General features: G+C 71.0%; 11 protein-coding genes and 4 pseudogenes. 7 read left to right on the top strand and 8 right to left on the bottom strand.

What is annotated here, in order from left to right:
* Window positions 1-37: 37 nt before the first annotated feature.
* Window positions 38-472 (top strand): annotated as a pseudogene (locus BJF85_RS26180) (acetoacetate decarboxylase family protein); the annotation flags it as partial.
* Window positions 473-655: 183 nt separating this feature from the next.
* Here the strand turns inward: BJF85_RS26180 and BJF85_RS26175 are convergent.
* Window positions 656-1,729: an AraC family transcriptional regulator gene (locus BJF85_RS26175; protein WP_255375942.1), complete on the bottom strand. Its 1,074-nt coding sequence runs from the start codon at window positions 1,727-1,729 to the stop codon at window positions 656-658.
* An 80-nt stretch (window positions 1,730-1,809) separates the two neighbouring features.
* Here BJF85_RS26175 and BJF85_RS26170 point away from each other — a divergent pair, with 80 nt between their 5' ends.
* The 4 genes from BJF85_RS26170 to BJF85_RS26155 all read left to right on the top strand — a co-directional run bounded on the left by BJF85_RS26170 (window position 1,810) and on the right by BJF85_RS26155 (window position 7,712).
* Window positions 1,810-3,375, top strand: coding sequence for an NAD(P)/FAD-dependent oxidoreductase (locus tag BJF85_RS26170; RefSeq protein ID WP_083666721.1), 1,566 nt, complete (start codon window positions 1,810-1,812; stop codon window positions 3,373-3,375).
* A 90-nt stretch (window positions 3,376-3,465) separates the two neighbouring features.
* Window positions 3,466-4,968 (top strand): cytochrome P450, encoded by a 1,503-nt coding sequence (locus tag BJF85_RS26165; RefSeq protein ID WP_083666715.1) that lies wholly within the window; start codon window positions 3,466-3,468, stop codon window positions 4,966-4,968.
* A gap of 405 nt (window positions 4,969-5,373) precedes the next feature.
* Window positions 5,374-7,245 carry a diguanylate cyclase domain-containing protein gene (locus BJF85_RS26160; protein WP_075850539.1) on the top strand — a complete coding sequence of 624 codons (1,872 nt, stop codon included), beginning with the start codon at window positions 5,374-5,376 and terminating at the stop codon, window positions 7,243-7,245.
* Between the two features lie 14 nt (window positions 7,246-7,259).
* A complete protein-coding gene (locus tag BJF85_RS26155) occupies window positions 7,260-7,712 on the top strand; it encodes a peroxiredoxin (RefSeq protein WP_075850538.1) in 453 nt (150 codons plus the stop codon).
* Window positions 7,713-7,754: 42 nt separating this feature from the next.
* Here the strand turns inward: BJF85_RS26155 and BJF85_RS26150 are convergent.
* From BJF85_RS26150 to BJF85_RS26135, 3 genes and pseudogenes are all read right to left on the bottom strand, one after another.
* A pseudogene (locus BJF85_RS26150) lies at window positions 7,755-8,826 on the bottom strand (LCP family protein).
* 473 nt (window positions 8,827-9,299) lie between these two features.
* Complete coding sequence (locus BJF85_RS30840) at window positions 9,300-9,953, bottom strand: alpha/beta fold hydrolase (RefSeq protein ID WP_075850536.1); 654 nt, start codon at window positions 9,951-9,953, stop codon at window positions 9,300-9,302.
* A pseudogene (locus BJF85_RS26135) lies at window positions 9,931-11,870 on the bottom strand (ABC transporter ATP-binding protein). The gene BJF85_RS30840 and the pseudogene BJF85_RS26135 overlap by 23 nt, the downstream one beginning before the upstream one ends.
* A gap of 182 nt (window positions 11,871-12,052) precedes the next feature.
* On the opposite strand from BJF85_RS26135, the gene BJF85_RS26130 reads away from it, so the two are divergent.
* The gene (locus BJF85_RS26130) at window positions 12,053-13,435 is read left to right on the top strand and encodes a glycosyltransferase 87 family protein (protein WP_075850535.1); all 1,383 of its coding nucleotides are present in this window, start codon (window positions 12,053-12,055) and stop codon (window positions 13,433-13,435) included.
* Here the strand turns inward: BJF85_RS26130 and BJF85_RS26125 are convergent.
* The 4 genes from BJF85_RS26125 to BJF85_RS26110 all read right to left on the bottom strand — a co-directional run bounded on the left by BJF85_RS26125 (window position 13,422) and on the right by BJF85_RS26110 (window position 17,897).
* Window positions 13,422-13,637, bottom strand: a complete 216-nt coding sequence (locus BJF85_RS26125; RefSeq protein WP_255375947.1) for a helix-turn-helix domain-containing protein — start codon at window positions 13,635-13,637, stop codon at window positions 13,422-13,424. The two genes, BJF85_RS26130 and BJF85_RS26125, sit on opposite strands and share 14 nt — an antisense overlap.
* Before the next feature lie 198 nt (window positions 13,638-13,835).
* The gene (locus BJF85_RS26120) at window positions 13,836-15,464 is read right to left on the bottom strand and encodes an ABC-F family ATP-binding cassette domain-containing protein (protein WP_075850534.1); all 1,629 of its coding nucleotides are present in this window, start codon (window positions 15,462-15,464) and stop codon (window positions 13,836-13,838) included.
* Window positions 15,465-15,634: 170 nt separating this feature from the next.
* A complete protein-coding gene (locus BJF85_RS26115; RefSeq protein ID WP_075850533.1) occupies window positions 15,635-16,324 on the bottom strand; it encodes an acVLRF1 family peptidyl-tRNA hydrolase in 690 nt (229 codons plus the stop codon).
* A 7-nt stretch (window positions 16,325-16,331) separates the two neighbouring features.
* Window positions 16,332-17,897, bottom strand: coding sequence for a deoxyguanosinetriphosphate triphosphohydrolase family protein (locus BJF85_RS26110; RefSeq protein WP_075850532.1), 1,566 nt, complete (start codon window positions 17,895-17,897; stop codon window positions 16,332-16,334).
* A gap of 183 nt (window positions 17,898-18,080) precedes the next feature.
* Here BJF85_RS26110 and BJF85_RS29310 point away from each other — a divergent pair.
* Window positions 18,081-18,985 (top strand): annotated as a pseudogene (locus BJF85_RS29310) (TetR family transcriptional regulator C-terminal domain-containing protein).
* The last annotated feature ends 3 nt before the right edge of the window (window positions 18,986-18,988 follow it).

The raw sequence follows: 18,988 nt of genomic DNA, 5'->3' as shown, positions 1-18,988 counted from the left end.
CCCGGAGATCGACAGCGTCGACCGCCGCGGGGCGCGCATGATCATTGTTACGCTGTTGACAGACCGCCAGCAACCCCGTACGCACAATGTCGTGGAGTATCCGCCTGCGCCGTGGAACCTGACGGCGAACGCCTACCTGTCACTGTGGACGGTTCCGGCCGCCGACATCCCGCGGCTGCCCGGCACCGCGACGCCGGTGACCGTCGGATCGACCGCCTTCGTGTTCACGGCCTGGTTCGACTATCTGCCCTCGGGCCAGATAGCCTACCACGAGCTGCTCGCCGCCGTCGCCGTGCGCGCCGGGCTCACGCCCACCGCCACGGTCACCGAGATCTGGGTGGACAGCCCGGAATCGCTCGCCGGCGGCCGCGCGCTGTGGGCGATTCCCAAGGACCTGGCCGAACTGGAGTTCACCGACGGACGCGCGTTCACCGCGACGGCCGGAACGCAGGACGACTGGATCGCGACGGCGGCGTTCTCCCCGCGTCCCGGACCTCCTCTGCGCCTGCCCGCGGCCTTCGCCGTCCAGCAGGAAGCCGCGGGAGCCCGCTCACCTCGGCGGTCAGCACGCTCGCCCGGCCCCGGGCCGCCTCGGCGGCGTGGAACATCAACCCGGACGGTCCGCTCGGCTATCTCGCGGACCGCACTCCCCTGCTCAGCGCCCACCTGGCCGACGCGCAGATCCGGTTCGGCGCCTGAACTCGCGCGGCGACATGCCGTGCCAACGGGTGAAGGCGTGGATGAAGCTCGAGGCCTCGCTGTAGCCGAGCCGTTGGGCGACCTGTTCGACCGTCATCGCCTCGCCGGCCAGGAGCTGATCGGCGCGCTCGCGGCGGACCCGGTCGACGAGCGACCGGAACCCGACTCCCTCGTCGGCGAGCCGGCGACGCAGCGTGCGTACGGTCATCGACAGCGTCGCGGCCACCTCGGCCATACCCAACGCGGGTCCCTGCTCGGTCAGCACCCGGCGCACGAGCGTCGCCGTCGCCGTGGCGCGCCTGCGCGCCTCGAGCACCTCGCGGCACTGCCGTTCGCACAATGCGAGATTGTGCTCGTTGGCCTGCGGCATCGGGTGGTCGAGGACCGCGTGCGGGAACGTGATCCGCGTGGTGTCGCCGAATTCGGGGACGACGCCCAGCACGGCGCGGTACGGTTCGGGGTCCGGCGGCGCGGGCGCGGCGAGCGTGATCGCGGTGGGCAGCAGCTCCGCCGCCGCCTGTTCGCGTACGAGCGTGGCGATCGCGGCCACATCCCGCGCCGCCAGGAAGCTGCGCACATCCGCGGGGACGTCGTCGGTGCGGCAGTGCAGTTCCGCGAGCGGACCGTCCGTGCGCAGCTCCGGGATGCAGAAGACGTGGGTCAACTCCACGTACCGCAGCGCCAGTTCGACCGCCTGCCGCACGGTCGCGCAGCTGGTGACCGCGTAACCCCAGATGCCGTAGGACGTCGCGTGGTACCGGGTGCCCGCCTCGAGGCCCAGCAGCCCCGGGTCCCGCAGCCGCGGATCCCGCAAGGGCTGTGCGCCGGCCGGGGCGGAGCCGGCAGCGCAGGTCGCCACGAGGTTGCGCACGACGGCCAGTTCCTGATCGGCCGACACGTGCGCGTGCGGATCGTCCAGTACCGCCGGGTCCAGACCGCTGCCGCGCAGGATGTCGTGCCGAGACCGGCCGAGCTCGTCGCGAGCCCGGCCAGCAGCACCACGCTCGCCACACCGCGAGGAAAGTCCCAACCCGCCACATGGCCGAAAATATCAACATTCTGTCCGCCGCTGCGATGGGCGCGCCCACGCCGCGTCCCTACATTGCGAGCATGACCACTCGCAGCACCGCGCTCATCGTCGGAGCCGGCTTCGGCGGCCTCGCCATCGCCATCGAACTGCGACGCCGCGGCATCGACGACTTCGTGATCCTCGAGAAGGCCGACGATCTCGGCGGGGTCTGGCGCGAGAACACCTATCCCGGCGCCGGCTGCGACGTGCCGTCGCCGCTCTACTCGTTCTCGTTCGCCCACACACCGCGCTGGCCCCGCCGCTACGCCCTGCAGCCCGACATCCAGGCGTATCTGCAGCGGGTCGCACGCGATTTCGACATCCTCCGGCACATCCGCTTCGGCCGGGAGGTCACCGAGGCGGAGTTCGACGAGACGACCGCCCGCTGGCGCGTGTCCACCGCCGGCACGGGTGCGGGAGAGCCCGAACTGTTCGAGGCGAGCGCGTTCATCCCCGCGGTCGGCCAGCTGTCCCGGCCGGCGATGCCGGACATCCCCGGCATCGACGAGTTCACCGGCACCGCGTTCCACTCCGCCGAGTGGAACCACGACTGCGACCTCGAGGGCAAGCGGGTCGCGGTGATCGGCACCGGCGCCAGCGCGATCCAGTTCGTCCCGGAGATCCAGCCGAAGGTCGCGCACCTGTCGGTGTTCCAACGGTCGGCCCAGCACATCCTGCCGCGACGCGACCACGCCTACGACCGCTGGTACCACGCTCCCCTGCGCGCGGTTCCCGCGTTGCAGAAGCTCGACCGGTTCGGCTTCTGGCTCTACACCGAGTTCGCCCAGTCGTGCATGTCGCGGTGGACCGCACTCACCCCGGTGTTCCGACTCCAGACCGCGCGGCATCTGCGCACACAGGTCGCGGATCCGGCGCTGCGGACCGCACTCACCCCCGACTACACCCTCGGCTGCAAGCGCGTGCTGTTCAGCAACGACTACCTGCCCGCAATCACGCAGTCCAATGTGGACCTCGTGACCGACGACATCACCGAGATCACCCCCGGCGGCGTCCGCACCGCGGACGGGACCGAGCACGAGGTCGACGTCATCGTCTACGGCACCGGCTTCGCGGCACTCGAGCTGCTGGCGCCCATGACGATCCGCGGCCTGCGGGGCCGGGAGCTCACCGAGGCGTGGAGCGAGGGTGCCCGCGCGCACCTGGGCATCACGGTCCCCGGATTTCCCAACATGTTCCTCATGTACGGGCCCAACACCAACCTCGGCGGCGGTTCGATCGTGTACATGCTGGAGAGCCAGGCGCGCTACGTCCGCGCCGCCGTGCAGCGTCTCGCGGCCCGGCCGGGCCGGTTCCTCGACGTTCGGCCCGAGGCCGAACGCGCCTGGGACGCGATGGTGCAGAGCAGGCTCGCGCGGTCGGTGTGGACGCGGTGCCACAGCTGGTACCGCAACGCCCACGGCCGCGTCGTGTCGAACTGGCCCGGCCGCACCCGCGAGTACCGCCTGCGCACCCGGACGCTCGACCCGGCCGACTTCCGGATCGGCGTCGTCAGCAGAGGCGACACCACCGGGGCCGGTTCTTCCAGGGATGACACCACCGGAATCGCCGCAGCGACACCGGGAACGAGCGAGGAGGTCACCGCATAACCCGTACGTCCGGCGGGAGGAACGTCCTTGTCCGCCCACCGGCGCATCATGCACGGTTGAGGAACGTCTCGACGAGGAGATGATTCACCCATGGCCGTCACACCGGTCCGCTCCGTCCGAGGTCTCCGCGACGCCGCGAGCAACGCCATCGGCAGCGCGATCAACACCGCAGGCACCGTCGTCCGGGAACGGGTGCCACCGCTCACCGCCCTGCCACTGCCCGCGGCCGTGGACGAACGGCTGTTGCGGCAACGCTGGCCGTCCGAGGTGCTCGCCGCGCCGCCGGCCGGCAGCGGCCTGCACCCGGTTCTCGGCGATGCGGGTCCCCCCGTCGTCGGCAACACCCTCACGCAGATGCGCTTCGGTGTCGACTTCGCACTGGAGCGGTTCCATCGCTACGGACCGGTGTCGTGGTCCGGCGCGTTCGGCCGCCGCATCGTCACCCTCACCGGCGCGGACGCCACGCAGGCCGCGTTGGTCAACAAGGACAAGGCGTTCTCCCAGGCGGGCTGGGAGTTCTTCATCGACGCGTTCTTCCACCGCGGGCTCATGCTGCTGGACTTCGACGAGCACCGCATGCACCGGCGGATCATGCAGGACGCCTTCACGCGCGAGCGGCTCGAGGGATACGTCGCGAGCATGGGCCCGACGTTGCGGGAGGGCGTCGCCGCGTGGCCGCGCAATCCGCGGCTGTACTCGGCGCTCAAACAGCTCACCCTCGACGTGGCCACCCGCGTGTTCATGGACATGCGCAGCGACGAGGAGGCCCGCGCGATCAACCGCGCGTTCGTCGCGTGCGTGCGCGCGGGCACGGCGCTCGTGCGCGCCCCCGTGCCGGGCGGGCGTTGGCGCGCGGGGCTGGAGGGCCGCAAACTCCTGGAGCGCTACTTCGCCGAGAACCTGCCCGCCAAACGCGCGGGCGACGGCAACGACCTGTTCTCCGCCCTGTGCCACGCCACCACGCCGGACGGCGAGCGGTTCGGCGACGAGGACGTCGTCAACCACATGATCTTCCTGATGATGGCCGCGCACGACACGACGACCATCACCTCCACCGCGGCGGCCTACTACCTCGCCAAGCACCCCGAGTGGCAGGAACGCGTCCGCGCGGAATCCCTGGCACTCGGCGACGACTATCCCGACACGGCGGCACTCGACACGCTCGAGTCGCTGGAGCTCGTCATCAAGGAGGCGCTGCGGCTCGTGGCTCCCGTGCCGTCGTTGCAACGCACGACGGTGACCGGCACCGAGGTACTGGGCCACTACATCCCCGAGGGTCAGCTCGTCGGCGTGGCTCCGGCGGTCAACCACTTCGACCCGGCGTGCTGGAGCGATCCGCACACCTTCGACCCCGAGCGCTTCGCCGAGCACCGGCGCGAGGACAAGTCGCACCGGTTCGCGTGGATGCCGTTCGGCGGCGGGGCGCACAAGTGCATCGGACTGCACTTCGGGATGTTCGAGACCAAGGCCCTGCTGCACGAGATGGTGCGCCGCTACCGGATCTCCGTGCCGGACGGGTACTCGGTCAAGTGGGACTACGTCTCGTTGCCCGTGCCCGTCGGCGGACTGCCCGTGCGCCTCGACCCGGTGTGACACGGGCATACGTGAGAGCGCCGCTGCTCGGAGCGCGGGTGTGATCCGAGTGCGCACCCCATGGAGTGAAATACGCCGGACGAGGCACACCCAGACTCGCACCGCCGGGACGGAAATCCGAAGCTCACCACCCGTCCCGGCGGCCGAAGGTCACACAGTGTGATGGCCACGGCGCGTGAACCACCCGTACAGACGGTGGACACAGCGTAGCTATCATGATGGTCTTGCAACGTTTTCGGCCGACTCGACCGGCAATGCGCACTCAGCGGTGTACCGCCGATGCGCGGACGGGCGAGCCGGCCTTTTCGACTGGTCAGGCCGGGTCCAGCGCGTCGGGGCAGCTGACCTCGGCAGCAACGTCGCACGCCGACGTCGCACGACAACGCCAGCTGAGAGAGGTGCACGGTGCCCGAACCTGGTGACGCACCAGGGATGTCCGACATCACCCGCCGCTGGGCCGCGGAGATCGCCGCCGCGGCCGGAGACGCCGTGCCCCGCGCCGAACTGGAACGGCTGGTGCGTTCGGCCGTGTCCGAGGCGGCCGATGCCGCCGCCGGCCACTGCCGGGTCACGCACGACTCCGCCGTGGAGCGCTTCGCCGCCCTCTACGCCGCGTCCCCCAGCGGCGTGGCGCTGGCCGACGCCGACGGCGCGATCCTCGACGTCAACCCGGCGATGCTGGACATGCTCGAGACCGACATCGACACGCTCGTCGGGCGGGCCCTCACCGAACTCACCACCGACCACCGCGGCACCGCCGCGCTCCGCACCGCCCTCGACGATCTCGCCGAGGACGGCCGAGCCCGCCGCCGCGAACAGGTCAACCTCGGGGTCGGGGCCGACAGTGCCGTGCTGACCAACGTCACCGTCACGACGCTGCCGAGCTCCGACGGCGAGCGCATGCACCCGATCCTGCTCGCCGAGAACATCGACGAGCTCCACCTGCTGCGCGAGACCCTGCGCCGCCAGAACATCCACGACCAACTGACCGGCCTGCCCAACTCGGGCAGCTTCCTGACGACCCTCGAGACATGGCTCGGTGCCGTCGGCGACCACCGGGTCGCGGTGATCTACCTCGACATCGACGGCTTCAAGGTCGTCAACGACGGGCTCGGCCCCGGCGCGGCCGACACGGTGCTGCGGCATGCGGCCGGCAGGATCGAGTCGGTCTTCAACGGGCCCAACACGGTCGTCGCGCGGCTCGCCGGCGACGGCTTCGGCGTCCTCGTCGGCGGGTACATCACCGCGGCCGACGTCATCGCCCTCGTCGAGGAGGCCATGGCCGAACTCGCCGAACCCGTCTACGTCGGCGAGACCGGCGTCGCCGTCAGCATCAGCGCCGGCATCGTCGTGCAGGAGGCCGGTTCCAGCAACCCCGACGAGATCCAACGCGCCGCCGAGATCACCCTGCACCGGGCCAAGGAAGCCGGGCGCGCGCAGTGGATGCTGTACGAACCCGAGCTGGACGAGGGCGACCGCAGGCGCTACGGCATCGGGGCCGGAATCGGCGGCGGCATGGAGAACGGCGAGTTCATCGTCGACTACGAGCCCACCGTCACGCTCGACGGCAGCAACCAGATTGCCGTCGTCAACGCCGTGCTGCGCTGGGAGCACCCTCGGCACGGCAAGCTCGACGGCTCCGAGTTCTTCCCGCTCGCCGACACCACGGGCATGACACCGGCACTCGGCAGTCTGTTGCTGTCGCAGGCCATGGGCGACGCGGCCGCCTGGTACAGCACGTTCCCCAGTGCACCCGACCTGTGCGTGCGGCTGCCCACCCGGCTCGCCGTCGACCCCAACCTGGTGCGGATCATCCGGCGGCTGCTCGACGAGACCGGCCTGCCCGCGCAGAAGCTCCGCATCTGCACCGACAGCCTCGCCCTGTTCGACCCGCGCGGCGAGGTCCTCGACACCCTGTCGGTGCTCGCCGACCTCGACGTCAAGATCACCCTGGCGATCTCGGGGGCGTCGGACCTCGAGCTGGTCCACACCCACAAGCTGCCGGTCGGGTTCGCCATCCTGTCCGGTCCGCTCGTCGACGGCCTCGCCGCCGAGGGCACCGAGGCCGACAACGCGCGCGCCCACCTGCACGCCCTGCTCGAACGATCCCGCGAACTCGGCATCAAACGCATGGGTGCCGACGGTGTGCGCAACGCGGCCCATGCCCGCAGGCTGCGCGACGTCGGCATCTTCGCCGGCCGCGGCAAGCACTACGGCGGCATCGCCACCGCTGCCGAGATCCGCACCGTCCTCGACGAGCGCTACGCCCACACGTGACAGGCTGATCGGCAATGAAACAGGACGAGTACGCCCCCGATTTCACCCTGCCCGATCAGACCGGCACCGATCGGTCGCTTCTCGGTTTCCTCGAGAGCGGACCCGTGGTGCTGCTGTTCTACCCGGCGGCCATGACCCCCGGCTGCACCGCCGAGACGTGCCATTTCCGGGATCTGGCAACGGAGTTCGCCGCCGTCGGGGCCCAGCGAGTCGGTATCAGCCGGGACGCGGTGGCCAAGCAGCACACCTTCGACGAGGCCCACGGCCTCGGCTTCCCGCTGCTGTCCGACGCCGACGGCACCGTGGCACGCCAGTTCGGTGCGAGCCGGTCGTTCGGACCACTCGCGACGAAGCGGCACACGTTCGTCATCGACACCGACCGGCGCGTCCTGTCGGTCATCAAGAGCGAACTGCGGATGTCGGTGCACGCCGACAAGGCACTCGAGGTCCTGCGCGCGCGGTCCTGACCACCGCCGTCGGATGACGGCCGGCGGCCAGGCCGCCGGCCGTCATTCCACGATCACGTTCTCCGGGATCTCCGTGTCGTTGCGCAGCGCGTCGAGCAGCGCACCGGACAGTTCGTCGTCCCAGTACTCCGCGGACGCGCTCGTGGTCGGCATCGTCGTGCTGACCACGCCGCCGCTGGAGATGCCGCGCATCGCCCACGCCAGTTTCACCAGGTGGTGCAGGTGGTCGTCGTCGTCGATCGTCAACGCGTCGGGCGCCTCGGCCAGCAACGGCACGGCCCGGAACGGGTTCAGGAACGTGCTGGGACTGGCCATCTGGCTCACCATCTCGCCGATGAACCGCCGCTGGTTCATGACCCGGTCCAGGTCGGAACGCGGGGTCGCCGAGCTGTAGCGCATCCGGACGAACCCGAGGGCCTGCGCACCGTCGAGCTTCTGCCGGCCTCCGGGATCGTCAGGCCCGTCATCGGGTCGTGCATCTCCTGCTCGATGTCCATCTCGACGCCGCCCATGGCATCGACCATCCCGGCGAAGCCGCCGAAGCCGATCTCCGCGTAGTGGTCGATGTGCAGCCCCGTGGCCTGCTCCACGGTCCGCGACAGCAGCGGCGCCCCGCCGATCGCGAACGCCGAGTTGATCTTGCCGCTGCCGTGGCCGGGGATCTCGACGATCGAGTCCCGCGCAGGCTCAGCAACGTCGGCTTCGTGTCGTTGTCCGGCAGATGGGCGATCATCATCGTGTCGGTGCGGTCGCCGCCCGAATCGCCGGTGGCCAACGACTCGCGCTGGTCGGCGTCGAGCCCCTCCCGCGAGTCCGAGCCGACGATCAGCCAGTTCGTGCCCTCAGCGGCCGCCGGACGGCCCTCGTAGTCCTCGAGCGCGTTGATCCGGTTGATGGAGAAGTCGAGGTAGGCCCACACCGCGCCGAGCAGCAACAGGATGACCAGCGCGAACACGCCGAGGACCTTGCCGAACGACCACCGGCGCCGGCGACCCTTCGGACGTCGCGGCGGAGGTGGGGGCGGCTCCTCCGGAGGCACGTCCCGCGGCGGCGGTGCAACCCGGGTCTGCTGCGGCCGCTGCCGCGCCCGCTCGCTGCCGGGCACCGGCATCATCTGCGCCTGCTGGTGTTCGCGCGGACCGCGCGGACGCCGCGGATCACGGGGGCCACCCGGACCGCCCGGGCCCGGGCCGCCCCGCCCGCCAGGGCCTCCCGGACCGCCGGGGCCGCCCGGAGGACCCGGCGGACGCTGCCGCCCGTGCGGCGGCCGACCCTCCGGCCATCCCCCGCCGTACTGTCCGCCCTGCGTCATGGCGTCTCCCGGTCCGTCCTGTCTCGTCCGTCGCTACGCGCCGTGTGGTGGCTTCCACTAAACCGCACACTCCGGTGTGAGCGACGTATGGAGCCCCGTGTCGGTTGTCCGATCCACCGATGGTGCCGGGCGCGTGACCGTTCTGCCCCGCTTCTAGAGCGAGATCGACAGGCGTCCGGGAGCAGGATCACACCACACCCGGTCGAGTGCGTCGACGGCACCCGGCAATTCGACGCCCCGCGCGGTCGCCGGGCCCTCGCCGGGCGGGCGGGCGTTCAGGGCCCGGGCGGTGACGTCGACCACGAGCCGGCGCCACATCGCGGGTCTGCGCAGCATCGCGTGCCGCTCCCCCGCGAGCTCGACCCTGGCCAGTCGCGCCGCGACCGGCTCGGCCCGGGTGGCGTAGGCCAGCGACGCCTCCGGCCTGGTCCGCACGTCGTCGGTGCCGTGGGCGATGAGAACCGTGCGCCCGCGCACCGGCTCGACGGGTTCGCCCTCCGGTGTCCAGGGCGCGAGCGCGCACACCCCGGCGACGCCGTCGCGTCGGCGACCCGCAGCGCGACCCGGCCGCCCATCGAGTGCCCCACGAGCACGAGCGGCACGTCCGGGGTGACCTCGCGGATGCGCTCGAGCGCCCACCGCGCGTCGGCCACGGGCTGCCGCTCCGGTTCGTTCCACCCCCGGACCCGGTTGCGCAGCAGGTGCACGTCGACGCCGAGGCGACCGTAGGTCGAGACCAGGGCCCGGGCGAACGGCACCATGCGCAGGTACGCCGCGCGCCACGGCGGCACCGGGTCGAGGCCGTGCTCGGCGCCGCCGTGCAGCACCAGCACCGCGGCCACCGGGCGGCGGCTCCGGGACCGGACCGTTCGCAGCACGGGCGACTCGGCCCGGTCGGCCCACTCGTCAGACCGCCGCCGGTTCGGCATCCGCACCGTCCTCCGCCTGTCCCTCGAACCCGTGCCCGTCGGACGCCGTCTCCGCATCGCCCTCGCTGAACTGCGTACGGTACAGCTGCGCGTACTTCCCCTCGGCGGCGAGCAGCTCGTCGTGGGTGCCCTGTTCGGCGACGCTCCCGTCCACGACCACGACGATGCGATCGGCGGCCTGATCGTCGACAGCCGGTGCGCGATCACCAGTGACGTCCGCCCGTCGAGCGCCTCGTTCAGCGCCTCCGACACGGCCACCTCGGACTCGGAGTCCAGATGGGCGGTGGCCTCGTCGAGCACGACGACCTGGGGCCGCGCCAACAACAACCGCGCGATCGTCAACCGCTGCCGCTCACCGCCGGAGAGCCGGTAGCCGCGTTCGCCGACGACCGTGTCCAGTCCGTCGGGCAGCGACCGGACCAGCGCGTCCAGCCGGGCCCGTGCGAGCGCCGCGGTGATCTCCTCATCGGTGGCCCCGGGCCGGGCGTACTCGAGGTTGGCGCGGATGGTGTCGTGGAACAGGTGGCCGTCCTGGGTGACGACGCCGACGGTGGTCTTGAGGCTGTCGAAACCGAGGTCGCGCACGTCGACCCCGCCCAGGCGCACCGCCCCGGCGTCGACGTCGTAGAGCCGCGGCACCAGGCCCGCGATGGTCGACTTGCCCGCGCCGGACGGGCCGACGAGGGCGACCATCTCGCCGGCATCGGCGCGGAAGCTCACCCCGTGCAGCACCTCCTCACCGCCGCGGTGGTCGACGGTCGCCACCTCCTCGAGCGAGGCCAGCGAGTACGCATCGGGTGCGGGATAGCCGAAGCGCACGTCGTCGAACTCGACCGACACCCCGCCGGAGGGCAGCCGCGCCGGATCGCGCTTCTCGGTGATCATCGGGTCGAGGTCGAGCACCTCGAAGATCCGCTCGAACGACACGAGCGCCGTCATGATGTCCACCCGCACGTTGGCCAGCGCCGTCAGCGGTGTGTAGAGGCGCGTCAGCAGCAGCGCGAGGGACACCACGGTGCCCGCGGCGAGGTCGCCCTCCAGCGCCAGCCACCCGCCGAGGCCGTAGACCAGGGCCAGCGCGAGCGCCGACACCAACGTCAGACCTGTCAGGAACCAGCGGGTGAGCATCGCGGTGCGCACGCCGATGTCGCGGACCCGTCCGGCGCGCTCGGCGAACTCGTCGGCCTCCACCCGGGGGCGGCCGAACAGCTTCACCAACGTCGCACCCGGCGCGGAGAACCGCTCGGTCATCTGGGTCGTCATCGACGCGTTCTGCTCGGCCGACTCGCGTTGCAGATCCGCCATCCGGCGCGCGATGCGGCGGGCCGGGATCACGAACACCGGCAACAGCACCAGTGCCAGCAGCGTGATCTGCCAGGACAGCGTGAGCATCACCGCGACCGACAGCACCAGCTGGATCACGTTGGTCACCAGCCCGGACAACGTGGCGGTGAACGTGCGCTGGGCGCCGATCACGTCGTTGTTGAGCCTGCTGACCAGCGCGCCGGTGCGGGTGCGCGTGAAGAAGGCGACCGGCATCCGCTGGACGTGCTCGAACACCGCCCTGCGCAGGTCGTAGATCAGCCCCTCGCCGATGTGCGCCGACTGCCACCGTTCCGCCAGCCCGACGGCCGCATCGGCCAGTGCGAGCCCCGCGATCGCCAACGCCAACCACACGACGACCCGCACGGCGTCGGCGCCGTCCCCGCCGACGATGGCGTCGACCACCCGTCCGGCCAGCAGCGGCGTCGACACGGCGATCACCGCCGACACCACGGTCAGACCGAGGAACACGATCAACCGCCGCCAGTGCGGCCGGGCGAACACCGCCACCCGGCGCACGGTGCCCTTCCGTAGTCCCTTGGGAGCGTCCGCGGCGCGCATCGCCCCGTTCATCAACGTCCAGGTGCCGTCCATCGGTCTCCGCCCTTCCCCGCCACTCCCCGGCACGAAACCTCGAGCATGGAGGAGGTTTCGACCCTGTCTGCCCAGCACAACGCGCCGGCCATGATGATCCTTCCCGATTCGGTGTCCGAACCTCCTACCGCATCCCCCACTGCCGTTCAGGGCCTGCGCGCCGTCACCTAACCTGACACGTCATGGGGAGCCGCCTCGTCCCGGAGTGGGTACGTGCCAGCTGGGCCGAGGGTCCACCCGGCCGGCCGCCGTATCGTCCGGTGCGACTGGATCTCGTGCTGTACGCGGTGTGCACCGCCTACGCCGTCGCCCTCGCGCTCACCGACAAGCACTACGGCTTCCGGGTCTGGGCCGTGTTCGCCGCCGTCGCCTACGGCGCGGCGCTCGCGCACAGCATCGGGCTGGCGATCTCGGAGCACCTGGCCGCGCGCGCCGAACGACCGCCCCGCGGGGCCCGGCTGCGCTCGCGTTGGATCGGCGTCGCCATCGTCGGCGTGGTCGGGATGCTCGCACCGCTGGTCGCACTGCTCGCGCGCCGACTGTCCGGCGGCGACTGGTCCCCCGACCCGAACCGCTGGGCCGCACAGCCCGAGGTGTGGGTGATCGAACGCTCGGCAGGGCTGCTGACGTCCACCGGGACCCCGTACGTCGACGTGACGGCACTCGGACGGCCGCCGGTCGTCGACGACTTCACGCCCTACGGCCCGGCCATGCCCGTGTTCGGCCTGCCGCGGGCGTGGTTCGGCGGCACCCCGGTCGGCGATCTGCTCACCGATGCACGGCTGATGTTCGCCCTGACCGCCGTGCTGTGCGCCTGGGGTGCGTGGCGGCTGCTCGGCCGGCCCGGCATTCCGGTACGCGCGGCGCAACTGGCCGCGGTCTTCCCGCTGACGGCGCTCACGTGGGCGACCGCCGGCCCCGATCTGGCCATGACGGGACTGCTCATCCTGGGCTGCACCCTGGCCGCGGTGGATCGCCCGCTGTGGGCGGCACTCGTGCTCGCGCTGGCGACGAGCGCCAAGTTGACCGTGCTGCCCGCGGCCGTGGTCGTGGGCGTGCTCGTCTGCGCCAGGCTCGGCGCGGGCGCGCTGGCCAGGTTCACGGGAGCATTCGTCGGTACCTGTGGTCTCGTCAACGTGCCGGTGCTGCTCGTCCACCCCGCCGCGTTCGTCGAGCACGTGCTGAAGTTCCCGACCGGACTCGGCGCGGTCACCTCACCGGCGGCGAGCCCGCTGCCGGGTCATCTCATCGCCTCGACGGGCGAGGCGGGCAGGATCGTCGCCTTCGTGCTGCTCGGCCTTGCCGGGGCCGCGGTCCTGTGGTGGCTGCTGCGCCGGCCCCCCGTCGACGGTGCGGACGCCATGCTCCGCATCGCCGTCGGTCTCGGCGCTTTCACGCTGCTGACCCCGGCGACGAGATTCGGGTACCTCGTGTATCCGGTCGTCCTGCTCGGCGCGATGCTCGTGCTACGCCGCAGTCTGCACCACGGCCCGCCTCGCACCCGATCGACCGGGACCTCCGCGCCTGAGGACGGCGCGCGGAGGTCGCGTTCTACTTCTTCTTGACCCGCGTGGCACCACCCCGGCCACGCAACTGGACCCCGGATTCGGACAGCACCCGGTGCACGAATCCGTAGGAGCGACCCGTCGACTCGGCCAGGGAGCGAATACTCGCACCCTTCTCGTACTTCTTCTTCAAGTCGGCGGCCAGCTTGTCCCGCGTGTTTCCGGTGATACGCGCGCCCTTCTTGAGGTCAACCACGTCGATCCACCTTCCGCCTGTCGTGTTCTGGGCCACATTCGGCCCCTCTCATCGCAATGATCGAACACGTACCGCGGGAATGCCAGACGAGAGCCGCAAAACGCAGCGGATGGGCCGAAATGTTGGGCCAACCCGGTATTTGTGCACGTCAACTAACTACCTGACCGGGTTCGCACAACCCGGCAGCAAGATCGGCTTTTTTCGTCAGGCGAGCTGGACCAGTTCCAGATAATCGGCGGACCAGTGGTCCTCGGTTCCGTCGGGCAGCAGGATCACCCGTTCCGGTTCCAACGCCTCGACCGCGCCCGGGTCGTGGGTGACGAGCACGACCGCGCCGTCGTAACTGCGCAGCGCGTCGAGCACCTGCTCGCGGCTGGCCGGGTCGAGGTTGTTGGTCGGCTCGTCGAGCAGCAGGACGTTCGCCGCGCTCGAGACCAGACCCGCCAACGCCAACCGCGTCTTCTCACCGCCGGACAACGTTCCGGTGGGCTGCTCGAGCTGTTCGCCGGAGAACAGGAACGAACCGAGCAGCGTGCGCAGTTCCTGCGCCCCGGTGTCGGGAGCCAGATGGCGGATGTTCTCCCACACCGACGCGTCGTGATCGAGCATCTCGTGTTCCTGGGCGTAATAGCCGAGCCGCAGACCGTAACCCGGGACGACCTCGCCGGTGTCGGCGTTCTCCATCCCGCCGAGCAGGCGCAGCAACGTCGTCTTGCCCGCGCCGTTGAGGCCGAGGACGACGACCTTCGACCCGCGGTCGATCGCGAGGTCGACGCCGGTGAAGATCTCCAGCGAACCGTACGACTTCGACAGGCCCTCCGCCGTCAACGGCGTGCGGCCACACGGCGCAGGGGCGGGGAACTTGATCTTCGCGACCTTGTCCGACTGTCGTTCCTCGTCGAGGTTCGAGAGCATCTCCTCGGCGCGGCGCGCCATGTTCTTGGCCGCGACGGCCTTCGTGGCCTTCGCCCCGAGTTTCGCGGCCTGCTGCTGCAGCGCGCCGGCCTTCTTCTCGGCGTTGGCGCGTTCCCGGCGACGACGCTTCTCGTCGGTCGCGCGCGCCTCCTGGTAGCGCTGCCAGTTCATGTTGTAGCCGTCGAGCTCGCCGCGGGTGGCGTCGAGGAACCACACCTTGTTGACGACCTCGTCGAGCAGCTCCACGTCGTGACTGATGATCACCAGCCCGCCCTCGTGGGCCTTGAGGAACCCGCGCAGCCAGTTGATCGAATCGGCATCGAGGTGGTTGGTCGGTTCGTCGAGCAGCAGCATCGTGCCCGACTTCCCGCCGGCCCCCGACTCGGAGGCGGCGAACAGGATGCGCGCGAGCTCCACCCTGCGGCGCTGTCCGCCGGACAGGGTGCCCAACCGCTGACCGAGGATGCGCTCCTCGAGGCCCAGGTTGGCGCAGATCCGCGCGGCCTCGCTCTCGGCGGCGTAACCGCCGAGCGAGGAGAACCGCTCCTCCAGCTTGCCGTACCGGGTGACGGCCTTGTCGCGCTCGCGCTCGTCGACGTGTTCGGCCATGGCCGTCTGCGCCTTCTCCATGTCGCGCAGGATCTTGTCGAGTCCGCGTGCGGACAGGACCCGGTCCTTGGCCAGCACCGCCAGATCGCCCTCGCGCGGGTCCTGGGGCAGATAGCCGAGTTCGCCGCTGAGGGTGACCTCGCCCGCGTACGGTTCGCCCTCCCCCGCGAGCACCTTCAGCGTGGTGGTCTTGCCGGCGCCGTTGCGGCCGACGAGGCCGATCCGGTCACCCGGCTGCACGCGCAGCGTGGTGTCGTCGAGGAGGATGCGCGAACCCGCGCGCAACTGCAGGCCGGTAGCCGTGATCACAGGAGAACTCCGGTCGTTGAAGAAGGTCGGCGGACACGCGGACAGGCGCAGCGGGCCCGGGATGCGGGCGGCTGCCTGCGCGGCTCATTCCAGCTTGACGACCACGACGACGAGTGTACGGACCACGCGCCACCGGATTCCCGACGGGCGAGAACACCCGCCGACGCGGCTCAGCGGCCGGTCGCCGCGGGGCGCACGACGATCTCCACCGCGCGTGCCCGGTGGGCGGCCTCGTCGAGCACGGTCCGGCGCGGTTCGGCGATGTCGAGCACCCGCGGCGTGGCCAGCGCGAACACCGGCTCGAGCCGCCGGTCGGCGCGCAGCTCGTCGAGGGCCTGCCGGTCGCCGCCGAGCACGACCGCGTCGAGGTCGGCGAGCCGGCCGGTGAGCACGTCGGCGACGTCGTCGGCGGCCGAACGCAGCGCCTGCCGGGCCTGGCCCGCGCGCCGGCGCGCGAAGCGTTGCTGGGACCACCCGCCCGCGGCGCTGCGACCCTGCACGTGGTGCCGATCGGTCCGCGACACCTCGACCGTGCCGTCGAGGGCGACCCCGACACTGTGGGCGCCCTTGCGCACCAGGACGAGCCCGATCCGCCGCGGCGTGCGGGCATGCTCGATCAACCACTCCACCACCGAGCCCTCGGGCGGGTCCTGCTGGTCCGGTGCGACCAGCGGTGGGAACGGAACCCGAGCGGTGGCGGTGGTGCCCTCGCCGCCGGTCACCACGACCTCCTCGGCGCCCGGCACGGTCGAGCGGATGCCGTCGTTGCGCTCGGCGAAGCGCGTGAACCACCGTTCGAGCCGTTCGGGCTCGACCTCGACGGCTACGCCGCCCCCGCCGACCTGTCTCTTCCTGCTCACGGCCGGATCACAGGACGAACGACTCCGACCACGGTTCCGGCGTGCGGCCCGTGATGCCGTCCAACAGGGCGGAGGCCTGACGGTCGGTCAGCGAGGCGACGAAGTCCACGACCGCCCGGCCGCGCGCGAGGGTCCACACGGCGTCCTTGCCCGACACCCGTTCCCCGGTGGCGCCGACCAGCAGTTCGGGCGTGTCCTCGGCCAGCCGCGTGTACTGCTCGCGCGCGAGAGTGACCAGATCGTGCAGCCGGCGCGGGAGCCGGCGCGCCTCGTCGCGGTCGGTGAGCCAGTCGTCGAGCGCGTCGACGAGATCGGCGATCATCCGCGCCTGGCCCCGTTGGTGCAGGGCCAGATCGGCGCGTTGCAGCACGAAACGCACGTGCACGAACTTGAGCACCTGCACCTCGTGCCACTGCGCGGGTCGCAGGGTGACGTGCCCGGTGCGCACGGGCGGGTCCGGATCGACGAGCACCCCGCCGACGAGGCGCGCCATCCAGCGGGCGGAGAAGGCCGCCATGGCCTGTTCGGCCTCCACCGAGCCGTCGAACGGGATGGCCAGCAGGTCGTCGACGAGCTCACCGCGCACGCGGGCGACCGCGCGGGCGAACGCCTCGTCGTCGGCGACCCAGCCGTCCTTGGCGTGCATCCGCCGGCGCAGCGCCTCGAGCGAGCGGCCCGGTTTCCGGTGCTGGTCGCCCAACGCCTCGGCCGGCAGTCCCGCGAGGTCGTCGACGTTGGCGAGCCACTGTCCCAGTTCCGTGGCCACGGCGGCGTGCTGCAGGACGCCGATGCGGTGGAAGTCCTGGATGTCGTGGATCGCGTAGGCGATGTCGTCGGCCAGGTCCATCACCGACGCCTCGACGGTCTGCTGCCAGGGCTCGACGCGGCCGGTCACCATCGCGCGGGACTGGGTGACGTCGGCCAGATCCGTGACGTAGGCCGAGAACTTGCCCGATCCGGTGCCCGGGGCGTCGGCGGGTTCACCGGCGCCGCGCGGCAGCACGGGCATCGTCGACGGATGCGGGTCGGGGTAATGCAACCGGGCCCACGGGTACTTGAGGATCGCCGCGCGCGTCGCGGCCGTCAGGTTCAGCCCGTGCGGCGTCGGGCCGCCGGCCTCGGTGGTGGTGACGATCCGGAAGCTCTGGGCGTTGCCCTCGAAACCGTCGGCCAGGCCGTACCGGTGGCGCGCGATGCGGTCGAGCACCTGCTCGCCGAGATGCCCGAACGGCGGATGCCCCAGGTCGTGTCCGAGCGCCGCGGCCTCGACGACGTCGGCGTCGCAGCCGCCGAGCTTGTCGACCAGTTCCCGCGCCTCGGGGTCGGCGACGACACGTTCGGCGATCGCCCGCGCCACCTGGCCCACCTTGAGGCTGTGGGTGAGCCGGTTGTGCAGCAGGCCCGAACCGCTCGGGCTCACCACCTGCGTGACCCCGCCGAGTCGGGCGAAGAACGGGGACGCCGCGATGCGGTCCCGGTCCACGCGGTACGGACTGCCGATCAGATCGGAGAACCCCGCCGCGGCCTGCTCCTCGTACCGTCTCCGGATGCGCGTGTCCCGCTGCTCGACCATGCGCCTCACCGTACGTCAGCACCGGCCGCCGGTTCGGCGACAACGAGCCGAAAACACGGCGAAAAACCGGCGGTGACCCAGACCTCCATTTTCGGTGTATCCACTGATCAGCAGCCTTGCGATTGACTGATCGTCCAGTCGAGTTCTTGCGATTACCGCAAGCGGTGATTACGGTCCCCCGACATGTCCGGAAGGGAAGAGTTGCGTGACCGGGTCCGCGGGCTGCTGCCCGAGAAGCCGGGAGCACAGCGCGAGTTCGCCACGGCGATCGGTCTGGACGAGACCAAGCTGTCCAAATCGCTCAAGGGAACCCGCCGGTTCTCCCCGCACGAACTCGTCCGGATCGCCGAGCACTCCGGGGTCACGGTCAACTGGCTGCTCAACGGCAGCGACGACGCCGCGACCGTCACGGCGGTGCCCGCCCCATCGGCGAGCGCCACCCAGGACGGCCCCCAGCCGGCGACCCGCAGACGGATCCTGGAAACCGCGTGGGAGCTCATCGCCGAACGCGGTTACCACCGCGTGCGGATCGCCGACATCGCGAAGGCGTGCGGACAGAGCACGGCCAGCATCCACTACCACTACCCCAGCAAGCACGCCGTACTCACCGAGGCGTTGCGCCGCAACGTGAAACTCGCCTTCGACCGTCAGGTCGCCGAACTGCACGCGATCGACAACGCCTACGAGCGGCTGCTGCTGTTGGTCGAACTGCAACTGCCCACCGACGGGCTGTTGCGGGACGAATGGTCCGTGTGGCTCCAGGTCTGGAACGAGTGCGCGCTGAACCCCGACATGCGCGCCCTCTACTCCGATTCCTACGACCGCTGGTTCCACACGATCGCCATGACCATCCGCAGTGGACAGCAGCAGGGCCTGTTCGCCGAACGGGACGCGACCGCGATCACCGCTCAGCTCAGTGCCCTCGTCGACGGCCTCGGCATCCAGGTGTTGACCGGCAAGCCCGCGCGTCGGTGGACACGATGCGCGAACACCTCAAGGACTTCATCGACCGCACGATCGCCACCTGCACCAGCACCGACACCAGCACCGACGACCCGGACACGAACACAGACACCGAAGGACCGTGAACA

Origin of the sequence: Saccharomonospora sp. CUA-673, assembly GCF_001942305.1 — a bacterium.
Taxonomy (GTDB): Bacteria; Actinomycetota; Actinomycetes; order Mycobacteriales; family Pseudonocardiaceae; genus Prauserella.
Note: the sequence above shows the minus strand (reverse complement) of the source record. Positions and strands in the feature narration are given on the sequence as shown.

What these genes read in the sequence shown, in the direction of transcription:
- BJF85_RS26170 (WP_083666721.1), top strand. Translation starts at nt 1,810, where the DNA reads ATGACCACTCGCAGCACCGCGCTCATCGTCGGAGCCGGCTTCGGCGGC.
- BJF85_RS26165 (WP_083666715.1), top strand. Translation starts at nt 3,466, where the DNA reads ATGGCCGTCACACCGGTCCGCTCCGTCCGAGGTCTCCGCGACGCCGCG.
- BJF85_RS26155 (WP_075850538.1), top strand. Translation starts at nt 7,260, where the DNA reads ATGAAACAGGACGAGTACGCCCCCGATTTCACCCTGCCCGATCAGACC.
- BJF85_RS30840 (WP_075850536.1), bottom strand. Translation starts at nt 9,953, where the DNA reads ATGCCGAACCGGCGGCGGTCTGACGAGTGGGCCGACCGGGCCGAGTCG.
- BJF85_RS26130 (WP_075850535.1), top strand. Translation starts at nt 12,053, where the DNA reads ATGGGGAGCCGCCTCGTCCCGGAGTGGGTACGTGCCAGCTGGGCCGAG.
- BJF85_RS26110 (WP_075850532.1), bottom strand. Translation starts at nt 17,897, where the DNA reads ATGGTCGAGCAGCGGGACACGCGCATCCGGAGACGGTACGAGGAGCAG.